Source organism: Nonomuraea sediminis, from assembly GCF_018531495.1.
Lineage (GTDB): Bacteria > Actinomycetota > Actinomycetes > Streptosporangiales > Streptosporangiaceae > Nonomuraea > Nonomuraea sediminis.
In genome coordinates this window covers 1,114,882-1,129,411 of the sequence record NZ_JAHDTI010000003.1, presented here as the reverse complement: position 1 = coordinate 1,129,411, position 14,530 = coordinate 1,114,882, and the positions used below count along the sequence as shown (strand labels likewise).

10 protein-coding genes are annotated in these 14,530 nt (G+C 70.9%); 7 read left to right on the top strand and 3 right to left on the bottom strand.

Annotated features, from left to right (window positions below; genetic code table 11):
- The first annotated feature begins 265 nt into the window (after window positions 1-265).
- On the top strand, window positions 266-796 hold the full coding sequence (locus KIK09_RS19240; protein ID WP_214320568.1) for a hypothetical protein: 531 nt from the start codon (window positions 266-268) through the stop codon (window positions 794-796).
- A 177-nt stretch (window positions 797-973) separates the two neighbouring features.
- Here the strand turns inward: KIK09_RS19240 and KIK09_RS19235 are convergent, their stop codons facing one another.
- Entirely contained in the window at window positions 974-2,101 is a 1,128-nt protein-coding gene (locus KIK09_RS19235) for a hypothetical protein (RefSeq protein ID WP_214320567.1), read from the bottom strand.
- A gap of 18 nt (window positions 2,102-2,119) precedes the next feature.
- On the opposite strand from KIK09_RS19235, the gene KIK09_RS19230 reads away from it, so the two are divergent.
- Window positions 2,120-4,243 (top strand): hypothetical protein, encoded by a 2,124-nt coding sequence (locus KIK09_RS19230; protein WP_214320566.1) that lies wholly within the window; start codon window positions 2,120-2,122, stop codon window positions 4,241-4,243.
- Window positions 4,244-4,525: 282 nt separating this feature from the next.
- Here KIK09_RS19230 and KIK09_RS19225 read toward each other — a convergent pair whose 3' ends face one another.
- On the bottom strand, window positions 4,526-5,476 hold the full coding sequence (locus KIK09_RS19225; RefSeq protein ID WP_214320565.1) for a GlxA family transcriptional regulator: 951 nt from the start codon (window positions 5,474-5,476) through the stop codon (window positions 4,526-4,528).
- 71 nt (window positions 5,477-5,547) lie between these two features.
- Here KIK09_RS19225 and KIK09_RS19220 point away from each other — a divergent pair, with 71 nt between their 5' ends.
- Both KIK09_RS19220 and KIK09_RS19215 read left to right on the top strand, forming a co-directional pair.
- Entirely contained in the window at window positions 5,548-7,011 is a 1,464-nt protein-coding gene (locus KIK09_RS19220) for an MFS transporter (protein ID WP_214320564.1), read from the top strand.
- Window positions 7,008-7,652 (top strand): aminoacyl-tRNA hydrolase, encoded by a 645-nt coding sequence (locus tag KIK09_RS19215; protein ID WP_250573255.1) that lies wholly within the window; start codon window positions 7,008-7,010, stop codon window positions 7,650-7,652. Before KIK09_RS19220 ends, KIK09_RS19215 begins: the two co-directional genes overlap by 4 nt.
- Window positions 7,653-8,225: 573 nt before the next feature.
- Here the strand turns inward: KIK09_RS19215 and KIK09_RS19210 are convergent.
- Window positions 8,226-9,215 (bottom strand): DUF3616 domain-containing protein, encoded by a 990-nt coding sequence (locus tag KIK09_RS19210; protein ID WP_308164186.1) that lies wholly within the window; start codon window positions 9,213-9,215, stop codon window positions 8,226-8,228.
- A 735-nt stretch (window positions 9,216-9,950) separates the two neighbouring features.
- Between KIK09_RS19210 and KIK09_RS19205 the strand changes: the two genes are divergently transcribed.
- The 3 genes from KIK09_RS19205 to KIK09_RS19195 all read left to right on the top strand — a co-directional run bounded on the left by KIK09_RS19205 (window position 9,951) and on the right by KIK09_RS19195 (window position 14,213).
- Window positions 9,951-10,892 carry a hypothetical protein gene (locus KIK09_RS19205; RefSeq protein ID WP_214320562.1) on the top strand — a complete coding sequence of 314 codons (942 nt, stop codon included), beginning with the start codon at window positions 9,951-9,953 and terminating at the stop codon, window positions 10,890-10,892.
- A 35-nt stretch (window positions 10,893-10,927) separates the two neighbouring features.
- On the top strand, window positions 10,928-12,940 hold the full coding sequence (gene ftsH / locus KIK09_RS19200) for an ATP-dependent zinc metalloprotease FtsH (protein WP_308164185.1): 2,013 nt from the start codon (window positions 10,928-10,930) through the stop codon (window positions 12,938-12,940).
- A gap of 670 nt (window positions 12,941-13,610) precedes the next feature.
- Complete coding sequence (locus tag KIK09_RS19195) at window positions 13,611-14,213, top strand: DUF937 domain-containing protein (protein ID WP_214320561.1); 603 nt, start codon at window positions 13,611-13,613, stop codon at window positions 14,211-14,213.
- Window positions 14,214-14,530: the final 317 nt, after the last annotated feature.

Sequence of the window (14,530 nt, the reverse complement as noted above, 5' to 3'; positions counted from 1 at the left end):
TGTGGCGAGCAAGTGTCCTCGACTCGCCAGAAGCGCCGGTCACGGGCCGCGAGCCCACGATGGCGGGCGGCGTATCGCCGGCTTGCCGTACAACATCGCCGGCTTGCCGTACAACATCGCCGGCTTGCCGTACAACATCGCCGGCTTGCCGTACAACATCGTCGGCTTGCCGTACAACAGATCGTCGGCAGGCTGTACAACAGAGAGAAGGCCCACAGCCGGACCGCCGCGAGAGCCCGAAGTGGGAGCGCACTATTCTGCCTGCGTGGAGCGGGTTGAGATCGACGTGCCGGTGGCGGCGGGGGTGCGGGCCGGGTGCGGGTGCCTGGCCGTGGTGGTGGTGTTCAGCGCGTGCGTGGCGGTCGTGACGGTGCTGGCCGGCTCGTCCGGTCAGGGCATCACGGCCGGCGAGATCGTGGCGATGATCGCCCTGTTCGGTGTGCTGCCCGTGGCGATCACCGCGGGCCTGTGGGCGCTGGTGGTGAAGCGGACCCGTACCTGGCTGGAGGGCTCCTACCTGGTCCGCCGAGCCACCCTCCGCACGACCCGCATCGAGCTCCCCGCAGTCGAGAACGTCTATCTGGAGACGCTGCCCGACGTACGCTCCGACGAGCGCATCCCCATCCTGGTGATCAAGGATGCCGCCAAGGGCCCCATCCGGCTGCCACTCAGATCGAAGAGCGGCTGGCTCCCACCAGGCCAACTCCACGCCCTCGCCGACCGCATCCAGGCCGGCGGCCGCCACGACGAGGTAGTAACCAAAATCCGCCACCTCGCCGACACCCTCGACTCCTAACCCACCCCTGCCTTCCGCGGCCCGCAGCCGCATCCAGGGCTCCACCCACCCTTCCCGAGCTCCCACGCGTTCTTCTCGCGCTCCTGCCGTACGGCAAGCAGCCCCACCGCCAGTCGCCACACTTCGGCTGAGCATCTCCAGGGAGACGCCCGCTGACCGGATGCCACTGTCCCGCTGCTACGACTCCCCGGGAAGCAGGCACGCGCGGGTCCCTTCCCGCCGTGCACGTTGCGCCGAGCTCCGCCGTACGCCTTCCCGCCGACCCGGCGCCTTGAGGGCGTCAAGGGTGGGTGGGGATATTTGCCTTGATTTGGGGGTGTGGGGGAGCGAATCATGGCTGGCGTGATTCGGCTGGCGTTTGGGGTCGTGGCGGGTCGGGGGCAGGCGGTCTGGGACGTGCGTGGCCGGATCGTTCAGAGTGGGTTGCCTGAGGGGGCGGCCGTGGTGCTCGGTCCTGAGGGTGGGGACGGGCGCGCGGCGGCGGGGGAGCTGGCGCGGCTGGTGGCCGAGGGCGGGGTCGTGGCGGCCGGGGCGGGGGTGGAGTTGCGGCCCGGGTTCCGGTCGGCTCGGCTGGAGGGGGCGCGCGGGGATCGGCGGGATGCGGTGCTGGCCGCGCTGCGGGTTCTGGGGATCGATGGGATCGAACGCCTGGGGGAGCGCGCGGGTGTGCTGGTGGCGCTGTTCGGCGCCGCGGCGACCAAGCCGGTGGCTGCCGCCGCGAGTAGAGCCATCGCGGAAGGCCGCTGGGCCGACCTGGACCTGGCCTCCGCCGCCAGCGACCTCCTCGAACCCGAGCAACTCATGCACCTCCTCACGACGCCGGGCGATCCGAGGCAGCTCGAAGCCACCCCGACCGATCCGAGGCAGGGCGACGCCGCCCCAGCCGACCCCGGACGGCACGAAGCCGCCTCGGCGAATCCCGAGCAGTTCGAAGCTGCCCCACGTGATCCAGAGCAGCCCGTAGCCGTGCCAGGCGATTTGGGACAGGGCATTGCCGCACCACACGATCCCGGGCGGCAGGGAGCCGCCTCGGGGGATCCCGGGCAGCTGGAAGACGAGCCGGGTGATCTCGGTCAAGGCGAAGAAGTTCCCGATGCACCGGTGCATGGCGGGCGGCTCGGAACCGGGCAGGACGATCCCGGGCAGCGGGACGTCGATCTCGGGCAGCGCGGAGATGCCGCGGCCGGGCTCGGGCGGGATGAGGATGCGGTTGGTCGTCCTGGGCAGCTCGAAGACGCGACGGATCGTCAGGGGCGTGTCGGTGGGGCTCTTGGGGTTGGGGGTGGGCTTGAGCAGGATGGGCATCGGGGGCCGGTGTCGGTGGTGGCGGAGAATCTTGGGCGGGTGCTCGAGGTGTTTCCCACGCGGCGCCGCTTGGAGCTGGTGCTCGACCTGCGGGAGCGGGTGGCGGCCGCTCAGGCGAGGAACCGGAGGACGACAAGGCTGGAGGCCGTACGCAGTCGCTTCGAGGACATGCGGAGGAGGTACGACGATCACGCCGACGAGCACTTCGTCTCCCGGCTGCGTGCCGAGCTGGGGCACGAGCCGACCCTGGCGGAGGCCGCCCGGTGGATCCCGCAGCCGTGGCAGTGGGCGCAGACAGCGCACCGGGTGATGTGCGACGCCCTGGCGGCGACCGTCCTGCTGCGCGCCGCCATCGCCGTGGCCGAGTACGGCACGCGGGCCGGACTCGAGCGGTGCGCCGCCGAGCTGACCGCGGCCGCGCCGCTGATAGGTGACGGTGAGGCGGGCTGGGCGGCCAGGCGGGTGCCGGGGCTGGCAGGCGTGCCCGCCCGCCCGGGTTGCTACGTGCGCGACCTGGCCAGGCGGCTCGGTGACACGCCGGAGCCCTTCGCCGCCCAGCGGCTGGCCAGGGCCGAGGACTACGGGGCCGTGGTCCTGGCGGCGGCCACCGAGCTGATCGCCGTCGCGCACAGCTACCTGCACGGCTGGGCGAAGACGACCCTGTCCGACTGGCGTGCCGCGGTCGGCCACACCGTGGTGCGGCCGCCGTCCGCGTGGCTGCAGCCGCCGGTGGGCGGGGGCGAGCCGCTGGTCAACCGGGCCCCGGAGGAGGAGACGGTCGGGGACCTGCTCTGGCTGGCGGACCTGGCCGACGCGCTGGCCCAGTTGCACGGGGCCGAGGCCGCGGCGGCCAACTACGGCGACCCGACCCCGTACTTCCTCTACCACCCCGACGAGCCTGACCCGATCGAGCCCCGCTACGACTCGGTCGCGCTGGCCGTGGCGGGCACCGCGCAGCTGGCCTCGTACGGCGCGCGGGCGTCCCGGCGCTGCCGTACGTGGCCGGAGCTGGTCGGGGAACTGGCCGCCAGCGCGCAGCTGTCGGAGGCACTGACGGGCACGTTCCGGCTGCCCGCCGCGCTGGCCGAGGCCGACGGCCTGCCCCTCCCGGGCACCGACCTGCGCGTCGAGTGCGCCCGCGGCGGCCGCGTGCTCGCCGAATGGGCCTCCTACATGGGCAACTGCATCGCCGGGGAGTACTACGTGATCGGCGCCACCAAGGGCGACTTCGGCCTGGTGGCGCTGCGGGCGCCGGACGGCCGGATCGTGGCCAACCTGGAGCTGCGGCCCGGCACACGGGGCTGGCGGGTGGAGGAGTTCCGTGCCCGGTTCAACGCCGATCCGTCGCCGGAGGTGGCCGAGGCCGTCACCCGGTGGGTGGGTTCGCTGCGGCCCGCCGTACCGAAGCAGGAACCTGCTGATGAGCCGACGCCGTCGCCGCGGGCGCCGGGGGTGCGGCGGTCCGGGCGGCTGTTCAGGGAGATCGCCGAGCCGCTGGCCAGGCAGGTGGCGCGTGCCATGGCCACGCCCGAGACCGAGCGCGCGCTGCGTACCCTCGAGCGCGCGCACAACCTGACCGCGCTGCGCCGCATGCCCGCCGAACGGCTCGGCCGCGCGTTCCATGACATGCCGCTGGCCGAGCTGTGGGCCGCGACGGGCGTCCGCCCGCTGCAGGCCGCGCTCGACAACCTCGATCTGACGGTACGGCTGGCGCCGCTGCTGGCCGACGCCCCGCTGCCGTCCTCGATGCGGCGGCTGGCCAGGCATCCGGACGTGGCGGCGGCCCGCTCGATGGAGCTGGTGGCCCGGAGGATCCGCCGGACGATCGGGATCCCCGCGCACCTGCGGGGAGCCGGGACCCGGGTGCTGTGCGCGCTCGTGATCGCCGCGACGGCCCGCGGCGAGGGGACGCCGATCACCGGCCCCGGGGAGACCGCGGTGCCCGGCTATCCCGCCTCCGACCTGGCCGATCCTGCCGGGCCGTGGCAGCAGGCCCTGTCCGGGGCGGTCGAACTGGGCGCCGACCTGGACGCCTTCTGGCAGCAGGTCGCCGAAACCGGACTGCTGGTCCCGGAGTCGTGGCTCGACGGCGGCTGGCCCACCCTCTGGACCCGAGCCACCCACCAAGACCGCCACCCCTAACCCACCCCCACTCAACTAGACCGACGCCACCGGCCTCCATGGGCGCCGGGTCGGCGAGACGGGGTACGGCGGAGTCCGGCGCCACGCGTACGGCGCTCTACCCGGGCGCTCCGCTGGACCCTCATCTCCGGGATCCATCGCCGTCACCGGAGCGCTCGGTTCACGCTGGGATCTGACCCGGCAGGGGGTGCCGCTCGGGTCGGGTGCCTTACGTGTTGCGTCGTCCCCGTAATTCCTGGGCCTCGGGCGGAGGACGCGAGGCCTGCCGTACAGCCGGAAGGGTCAGGGACGCCGGAAGGTGTGGCGATAGGCGAGGGGAGCGACGCCGACCGCGGCGTGGAGGTGCTGGCGGAGCGAGACCGCGCTGCCGAAGCCGGCGCGCCTGGCGACCTGGTCGACGCCCAGGTCGGTGCTCTCCAGCAGGTCCCGCGCGTGCTCCACGCGCTGCCGCGTCAGCCAGCGCGCCGGCGACAGCCCGGTCTCCTCGCGGAAGCGCCGCGTGAACGTGCGCACGCTCATCGACGCGTGCTCCGCCAGGGCCGCGAGGTCGAGCGGCGCGTCCAGGTGGGCGAGCATGTACGCGCGGGTGGCCGCGGTGCTGTTCTCGTCGGCCCCGGCGAGCGGCCGTTCGATGTACTGCGCCTGCCCGCCCTCGCGGAACGGCGGCGTCACGCAGCGCCGCGCGGCCCGGTTGGCCACCTCGCTGCCGAAGTCGCGCCTGATCACGTGCAGGCACAGGTCGATGCCCGAGGCGACGCCCGCCGAGGTCAGCACGTCGCCGTCGTCGACGAACAGCACGTTGGCGTCCAGCTTGACCGCGGGGAACATGGCCGCGAAGTGGTCGGCGTCGGCCCAGTGCGTGGTGGCGGGCCGGCCGTCCAGCAGTCCGGCGGCGGCGAGCACGAACGCGCCCGTGCAGATCGACATGATCCGCGGCCGGTTCTGCAGCGCGTCGCGCAGTTCGGCCGGGATGACGCCTTCGAGCAGTGGCGGACCGCCGTGGATGCCCGGGACGAGCACGGTGTCCGCGGTGTCGAGGATGTCCAGGTCGTGGTCGGGCAGCACGGTGTAGCCGGCCCAGCAGCTCACCGGGCGGCGGCCCGGCGAGCAGGTCACCACCTCGTAGAGCTTGTCGCCGTTCCGCGTCCGCGCCGAGCGGAACACCTGTCCCGGCACTCCCAGGTCGAGCGGCGCGAACTCGTCCAGCGCCACGACCGCGATCCGATGCACCATGGCCGGATTTTTTCACATATTGGCCGCCGGGCCACTCGCGGCGTATTTGCCGGATGAATGAGGATTGCGCAATGACCTTGACGTCCACCCGTCCTCCTCGCCTGCATCGAGCCTGGTACGTGGCCGCCGTGGCCTTCGTCGCCATCCTGGGCGCCGCCGGATTCCGTGCCACCCCGGGCGTCCTGATCACGCCGCTTCAGGAGGAGTTCGGCTGGAGCAAGGGCACGATCTCCGCCGCCGTGTCGATCAACCTGGTTCTCTACGGGCTGACCGCCCCCTTCGCGGCCGCCCTCATGGACCGCTTCGGCATGCGCCGCATGGTCAGCCTTGCGCTGCTGCTGGTGGCCGCGGGCAGCGGGCTCACCGTGCTGATGACGGCCAGCTGGCAGCTGTGGCTGTGCTGGGGCGTGCTGGTGGGGCTCGGCACGGGGTCGATGGCGCTGGTGTTCGTCGCCACGGTCACCGATCGCTGGTTCGTACGGCACCGCGGCCTGGTCACCGGGGTGCTCACGGCCGCGGGAGCCACCGGGCAGCTCATCTTCCTGCCGGTGCTGGCCGAGCTGGCGGCCGGGCCCGGCTGGCGGGTGGCGTCCCTGACCGTGACGGGTGCCGCTCTGGCCGTGGTGCCGTTGGTGTGGTGGCTGATGCGCGACCGCCCGGAAGACGTGGGAACCACCGCCCTGGGTGCCGAGCCCGCCATCTCCGACATGCCCGGATCCGGGGCCGCCGGCCGTACCTCTGCAGCGGGCACGGTGAGTGCCTCTGCGGCGGGCGGGGGGAGTGTTTCTGCAACGGGTACTGTGAGCGCTTCTCCGGCGGGTACGGCGAGCGCTTCTGCGGCGGATACTGTGAGCGCTTCTGCGGCGGGCACGGCGAGGGCCTCTTCGGCGGGCACGGTGAGGGCCGGCCGTACGGGCGTCGTGAAGGTGAACGCGGCGGTCAGGGCCGTGACCGTGCTGCGGAGTGCGGCGGGGACGCGGGCGTTCTGGTATCTGGTCGGCGGTTTCGCCATCTGCGGCGCCAGCACGAACGGCCTGGTCGGGACCCATTTCATCCCGGCCGCGCACGACCACGGCATGGCCGAGCCCGTCGCCGCGGGCCTGCTGGCGATCATCGGCGTCTTCGACATCGTCGGCACGGTCGCCTCCGGGTGGCTGAGTGATCGGGTGGATCCCAAGGTGCTGCTCGGCGTCTACTACGGGCTGCGCGGGCTGTCGCTGATGATCCTGCCGAGCCTGTTCGCCGAGTCGGCGCACCCGAGCATGCTGGTGTTCATCGTCTTCTACGGGCTGGACTGGGTGGCGACCGTGCCGCCGACCGTCGCGCTGTGCCGGCGGATCTTCGGCTCCGACGGGTCCGTGGTGTTCGGCTGGGTGTTCGCCTCGCACCAGATCGGCGCGGCGTTCGCCGCCGTGGGCGCCGGGCTCACCCGCGACCACCTGGGCGCATATGACCTGGCCTGGTTCGTCTCGGGAGGGTTGTGCATCCTGGCGGCCGGCATGTCGCTGGCCATCGGGCATGCTAGAGGGCGATGAACGACGTAGAGCTGATGGTCCTCCCCCTGGTCGTCAGGTTGGAGCGGGTCAACCCGCCCGAGCGCACGGACGCGCTCGAGGCTGCGGCGATGGCGGTGCTGTCGCTGCTCGATGATCCGGGGGAGTTCGCCGAGCCGGTGGCGGCATGGCAGTCCACCGGGAAGATCCGCAAGGTCGTGCGCCGCGCCCGCGGGGCCGAGTGGGCGCGCGTGCTCGCGCTGCCCGGCCGCACGATCGAACACCGCACGGCCGAGGTACGCGTCCACCCGCCCGTACCCCTGGACTCCTGGCCCAAGGACCTGTCCCGCCTGCAGGTCTCAGGCACCGAAATGTCCGACACAGTGCCTCCCGGCCTCGCTTCACCCCCGATCCTTTGGGAGAACCCGGAACTGACCATGTCCGCCGGTAAGGCCATGGCGCAGGCCGGCCACGCCGCCCAACTCGCCTGGTGGGCCACCTCACCCGCCGACCGAGCGGCCTGGCGCGCCCAAGGCCTGACCGTCTCGGTCCGCACAGCCTCGGTCCAGGACTTCAAATCCATGGCCGCCGCCGGCCTACCCGTCGTCCGCGACGCCGGCTTCACCGAGATCGAGCCAGGCTCCTGCACCTTCGTAGCCCAAGCCCCCTGGCTCACCCCCTAGCCCTGACCCACCCTGGCCCCTGATTCCCTTGCACCCCAGCCACTCCGCCAGGGGCCATACGATCTCGCCGGGGGCCACACGATCTCGGCATCTGGCACGCCGGTCTCGCCGGAGTCATGCGCCTTCGTCGCCCAGGCTCCCCGGCTGACCTCGTGCCCGCCCCGCCCGCTGATCCCGTGGACCCCACCCACTCCGTCCGGGGAGGGCACGCGATCTCGGCATCAGGCACGCCGGGGCGTCGCCGCCCCGGCTGATGTCCTGCTCGCACCCGCCCCGCCCGCTGATCCCCGAGCACCCCACCTATCCCGCCTACAGCCTGTGCGACCTCGGCATCTGGAATGCCTGCCTCGCCGGGCTCACGCGCATGCGTCACGTCGACCCTGTGGCTGCTCCCCACCGGATCGCCCGCAACCCCCATGATCCGGCGCCCTATGAACAGCGGAATGCCGGTGAACCTCCATCGCCCAGCCCCTGGCTCCAGGCCTGTGTGACCGGTAGCAATTGCGCCTGGTCATCGCGCAGGCCCGCTGGTTCGTAGAAGTCCATCAGCACGATGCCCTCGGGCGTGATCGGTTACGGGTTGTGGCGCAGGCTCGCCGGTTCGTAGATGTCCGCGAGCACCCCGCCTACCGGCGTGATCCGTCGTGGCGACGGGCTGTCGTAGACGACCATGAGCCTGCCGTCGTCCAGCACGGTCAGCCCTTCCGGATGGTCCTCTCCGCGTCCGTACGGCAGGTCGAGCACCGTCTCCAGTCGCTCGGCCGCAACGAAGTCGCGATCCTCGCCCACGCGCCACCGCACCACCCGCACCGGCCCGTCCAGGTCCATGGTCGGCCCGGTCAGCAACAGCAGATCCCCCTGATAAGGACACAGATCGCGCACCCCCAACCCCTCCAGGTCGAGAAAATGCTTCCGGTACGGTCGGCTCGAGCGCATCCGCGACCCACCATTGGAGACACGGAGCTCCATCTCCAGCACCACAGCCCACCCACGCAGCACCGGCCCGCGCAACCCCAGGTAGACCCGGTCATCCAGGACCGCGATGCCCTCCACGTCGAAGCCGTTGTCCTTGCCAGGAAGCTTGGTGAACGGCGCCAGGTGCGGATCGTCCGCCAACTGCTCCGCGACGTTGTCCGGGCCCGACATGATCGCGCCCTCCTGCGGTGAGTTGGTCCGCGGGTCCAGCGGCAGCCGGACCAGGATGAACCGGTTCTCCTCCCTGAGTACGGTGGCCAGCCGCTTGGCCGCCTTCTCCGGACTCGCCGACTTGACCCGGCGGCGCTTCAGGCTGTGCGAGCCCACCGCCCACAGGTGGCCGTCCTCGACCGCAAGCCCTTCGATATCGGCCTCCATGTCGCGCCCCGCGGGCAACTCGACGAAGTCGGCCAGATGGAACGTCCGCTGCCCATCGAAGCGCTCGCCCGTCCACATCAGGTGCTCAATGGTCGCCGTCTCGTCGCCCGCGATCCACAACCCCGTCCGATCCCGCCGCAGCGCGGAGAGATTGGTATGCGTCTGCGCCTCCCGAGACCCAGCGTCGAACCGCAGCTCAACCTGCCCCACCGGCACCCCAACTACCCCAGAGCCAGCCTGCAACTCCACCATTCCCCCCATCTCAACACGCGCCCCAGTTATACCCGAGCCGCCCCGACGCTCCCCTGGCTCGCCATGCACCTCAGCCCGACCCGAGCGAAGCCGAGGCACCACCAAGTCCCCAGGCTCGACATGCACCCCCAGTGTGGCCCGAGCCGGGGCCTGGCCGAAGATCCGCTGAGCCGTAGCCAGGCCGAGGCTCCGCAGAGTGCCCAGCCCGGCATGTGCCCGAGCCTGACTCCAGTGGGGGCCGGCCGAAGATCCGCTGAGCCGGAGTCAGACTGAGGCTCGGCCGAGTCTCAGTGCTTGGCGTGTACTCCCGCGTGAGCCGAACCGGAGACAGGCTGAAGTTCCGCCGAATCCCTGGGCTTGGCATGCGCCCGAGCCTCGCTTGAGCCGGACGGGGATGCGTCCTGGTCTAGGGGGCGACGTGCTCCTCGGTCGTGTCTGAGGTGGGGTCGGTCTGGTCCTCGGGAACGGCCTGCGCCCCTGGTGAAGCCGAAGCCGGGTCGATGGGAGACTCCACCTGATCCACATCGCCATGATGTCACTTCGGTAGCTTCATACGCGTAATCGCCGGATATGTCATACGCTCCCGTCGTGCTCGATGGGGACAGTGAGACCGTGGGTTCCGGTGTGAGAACCGCAGGCAAACCGGGAACTCCAGCTTCCCCGCCCAGACGCTCCCGTGTCGGTGATCTACGGATGCGGGACGTGTACCGGGGGCTCGGCGTGCTCGCGGCGGTGGCGGCAGTCGTCGCCGGCGTGATCATGTTGCTCCCGTCACGGCCGGACGAGGTCCGGGCACGGCCGATCGCCGCGCCATCGGCCGTACCTTCCCCGTCCGGCCCCACCTCCTCCCCGGGCCCGGCAGGCACGGTGCCTACGGAATCCGCCGTTCCGACGGTCTCCGGCGCCGTGCCCTCCGCCCAGGCGGGCCGGCCCACTGCCGTCCCGTCCGCGTCCGGTTCCGTGGGCACCGTTCCCTCAGCGTCCGCACCGGCCGGTGTCCCGACTGCCTCCGGATCGCCGCCCAGCGCGCTTCCCTCGGCCTCCGCCCTGATGGGGACACTGCGGCCCACGCCCACTCCCGGCGCCACCCTCGCCCCCGGCTACACCGCGATGGAGGCCTTCTACGCCGACGTCCGGATAGCCCGGATACCTGGATCGATCCAGTCCGTGCCCTCCTCCCGGGCGCCCCGCTACGTGGTAAAGGACGCCCGCACCGGCCTCGCCGTACCTCGCCTGAGCAGGCCCTGGAAGGTCTACGGACCCGCACCCTTCACCACTCGCCAGGTGCTGCCCAAGCAGCACGGCGCGGTACAGCGCGGCGTGCTCGTCAGCTGCCCGCTGCCGATCGAGCGCCAGCAGGACTGGCGCGACACCGCCCTGCTGGCCGCGCGCTGGACGCTCACGCTCCAGCCCAAGGGCGCCACGATCAGGTGGATCGCGTCACAGTCGGTCGACCGCGGCTGGGTCCTGATTTACCAGGTCAAGTACGGAAAGCATTCATCTCGGGCGGCGGTCGCGGTGCTCGACGGGGGAATGGCCAAGCCGGGTCTGGTGTTCGTTTCAGTGCCTGACACGCAGCGGAAGCATTGGGGTGATGTCCAGCGCGTGGCCTCCGGGGTGCGTGTTCTAGGCTAGAGATCATGGTTGCGGCGATTTGGGGGAGTGACGCCGTGGAAGGTGCAAACAGGCCGGGCACTGAGCCCGGGCGGCGTCGTCGCTCTGGGGCGCCGCAGGCACCGGATCGTCGCTCCGGGTCCTCGGACAAGGACAAGCCGAAGCCGCCGTGGCGCGCGGAAGGCCTGCCCGGCACGCCCGGCGGGCGCCCGAAGATCAACTGGTGGCGGTTCGTCATCACTCTCCTCGTGGTCTACGCCGCTTTCTTCGTGGTGTCGTCGTTCTTCGACACCGGGAAGGTCGAGACGGTCTCGTACACCGAGTTCGTCAAGCAGGTGAACGCCAAGAACGTCAAGGACATCTACGCGCAGGGCTTCAACATCGAGGGCGACCTCAAGGCCGCCGGGCAGAACCCTGACGCGAACAACAAGAGCTACACCAAGTTCCAGACGACCATCCCCGCCTTCGCCAACAACGATCAGCTGTCACAGCAGCTCGACAGCGCGGGCGTGATCATCCAGGCCAAGCCGATCGACCAGAGCCGCGGTTTCTGGGGCAACCTGCTGCTGTCGCTGCTGCCGGTCGTGCTGCTGGCCGGACTGTGGATCTGGATCATGCGCCGTGGCGCCTCCATGATGGGCGGCGGCGGGCTCGGCGGCCTTGGCCGCTCGAAGGCCGCCAAACCCGTCGAGGCGGGCCAGGTCCGCGTCACCTTCGACGACGTGGCCGGCATCGACGAGGTGGAGAACGAGCTCGTCGAGGTGGTCGACTACCTGAAGGATCCCGGCAAGTACCGCCGCCTGGGCGCCAAGCTGCCCAAGGGCGTGCTGCTGGCCGGCCCTCCTGGCACGGGTAAGACGTTGCTGGCCCGGGCCGTCGCCGGCGAGGCGAACGTGCCGTTCTTCTCCGCCAGCGCCTCCGAGTTCATCGAGATGATCGTCGGCGTGGGCGCCTCCCGCGTGCGTGATCTGTTCGAAGAGGCTCGCAAGGTCGCTCCTTCCATCGTGTTCATCGACGAGATCGACGCCATCGGCCGTGCCCGTGGTGGCGCCGGTGGCATCGGCGGCCACGACGAGCGCGAGCAGACGCTCAACCAGATCCTCACGGAGATGGACGGCTTCTCCGGAGCCGAAGGTGTGATCGTCATCGGCGCCACGAACCGCCCTGAGATCCTCGACCCCGCTCTGCTGCGCCCTGGCCGGTTCGACCGGACCGTGCAGGTGGGCCTGCCCGACGCGGCCGGCCGTATCGCCATCCTCGAGGTCCACACGCGCGGCGTTCCGCTGGACGGCGAGGTGAGCCTGGAGCAGCTCGCCAAGACCACGCCCGGCATGACCGGCGCGGACCTGGCCAACCTCGTCAACGAGGCGGCCCTGCTCGCGGCCAAGCGCGGCAAGGAGAAGGTCGGCACGGCCGACTTCACCGACGCCCTGGAGAAGCTCCAGCTAGGCGCTGCCCGCAGCATCGTGATGCCAGAAGATGAACGCACTCGTACCGCCTTCCACGAGGCCGGTCATGCCCTGCTCGGGATGCTCCAGCCGGGTGCCGATCCGGTCAGAAAGATCTCGATCATCCCTCGTGGCCGTGCTCTCGGCGTCACTCTTTCGACGCCGGACACGGACCGCTACGCCTACGACGAGCAGTACCTGCGCGGGCGTATCACCGGCGCGCTCGGCGGCATGGCGGCCGAGCAGGTCGTCTACGGCGTCATCACCACCGGCGCGGAGAACGACCTCGAGCAGGTCACCATGATCGCCCGTGGCATGGTCGGCCGCTGGGGCATGTCCGAGAAGGTGGGACCGCTCACGATCCTCCCCAACGACGGCCAGCAGCCCCAGGCCTCTCCTGCCACGCTGGCGATGGTCGACGAGGAAGCCCGTCGCATCGTCGACGAATGCTACGAGCGCGCCGTCCGGATCCTCACGGAGAACCGCGACAAGCTCGACGGCATCGTCGCGGCCCTGCTGGAGCACGAGACCCTCGACGAGGCCGGCGCCTATGCCGCGGCAGGCCTCTTGACCGCCGACACGTACGACGCGCCAGAGCAAGCACCCAGCAGCACCGCCTGACGCTCGGGGCGCCAGCGTCCACCGACTTCCCGGTGACCGCTGGCGCCCACCGGCACTGCCCTTTTTCAGGTTTCCTGCGTCCACATGCTCCCTCCCTCTTCGGCGCCCACCAGCAACTCCTGACCCCCGGCCCCGACGCACGCGGCATTCAGGGCCGCATGCTGGGACTACTGTTCCTCCGGCCGCGCAGAGGCGCCCGTCCCAGGACAACCACCTCGCTCGGCACATGGAGCCGCTCTGCGTCGCGGCTACGACCTCGCTCTGCACATGGAGCCGCCCTTCGCCGGGACTACGACCTCGCTCGACACACGGAGACGACCCGTGCCGGGACTACCACCCGCCTGGCACGGCGAGACGCCCCACGCCGGGACCACCACGCCGTCCGTCGGGTGGAGACGCCGCGTGGTGGGACTACTACCTCGCCCGGCAGAGATGTCGCGTGGCGGCACTACCACCCTGGCTGTGCGCCTGTGAAGGTGCAGGGGGCGCGGGGCCTTGACGCTGATAGACAGCGGCGGCGCCCGTTGGAATCCAGGTCCGACATGCCGTTCATGTCGGCAACCTGGATCGCGTCTGCATGTGTGGCTTGGTGGAGAAATAGGACAAACCGGGAAATAGATCGATTTGACGCAGGGAAGCCTCTCCTTCACCAATGATCGGGGGGACTGTCGTGTCGATCAATGACGAGCTTCTCGCGCAGCTGGGCGATCCCGGGATCCGGGAGATCGCCGGCCTCCTGGACACCGACACCGACACAGCGCGCCAGGTCGTCGAAGCCGCCTCGGGCACAATCGTCGGCGGTCTGGCGCGTAGCGCAGACAACCCGGATGGCGCGCACGCCCTGCGCGCGGCACTCGACGACCACGTGGACGCCGACCCCTTCACCGGCGACGTCGCCTCTCTGGAGCGCGACGGCCAGAGCATCCTCGGCCACGTGTTCGGCGGTGAGGGCACGGAGCAGGCGGCGGCCGGGCTCTCGCAGTTCGCCGGTCTCGACAGCAACATCCTCATGAAGCTGTTGCCCCTGCTCGCACCCATGGTCATGTCGATCCTCGCCAACCGAGCCTCCCAGCAGAACATGGACGCCGGCGCCGTGGCCGACGATCTCAACAAAGAACAGTCCGCCGTTCCTGGCGACCTCGAAGACCTCCTCGGCGGCCTGCTTGGCGGCATCTTCGGTGGCGGCGGCACCGCCATACCGCACCAAACCCGCACTGAACCCCAGGACACTGAACCCCAGGCAGCCCCGGGCACCTCGAACCCCGACTGGTAACCCAGAGGTCCCGCACCCGATCACCGCCTCGCCACAGCTATCCGCCCGCGCACCACAAGCCACGCCCTGGTGCACGTGCGACGCTCGGCGAGGCGGTCCTCTGCCGACGTCGGTGATCAGGCTGACGAGCCGGTCTTGCCCTGCTCGGAGGCAGGCGTGAGGCGAGTCCGTGCTCACGTCATAAGCCGGTCCTTCGCGTGCCGTGGTCGGGACCAGGTGCCTTCACCAACCGGCCTCCGTGCCTGCCGCAGGTCGCCTCCGCCGGCACCGGCAGTTCGGGCCCGACCTCGCGTCCCCGCACGAGGTTCGTCGACGGG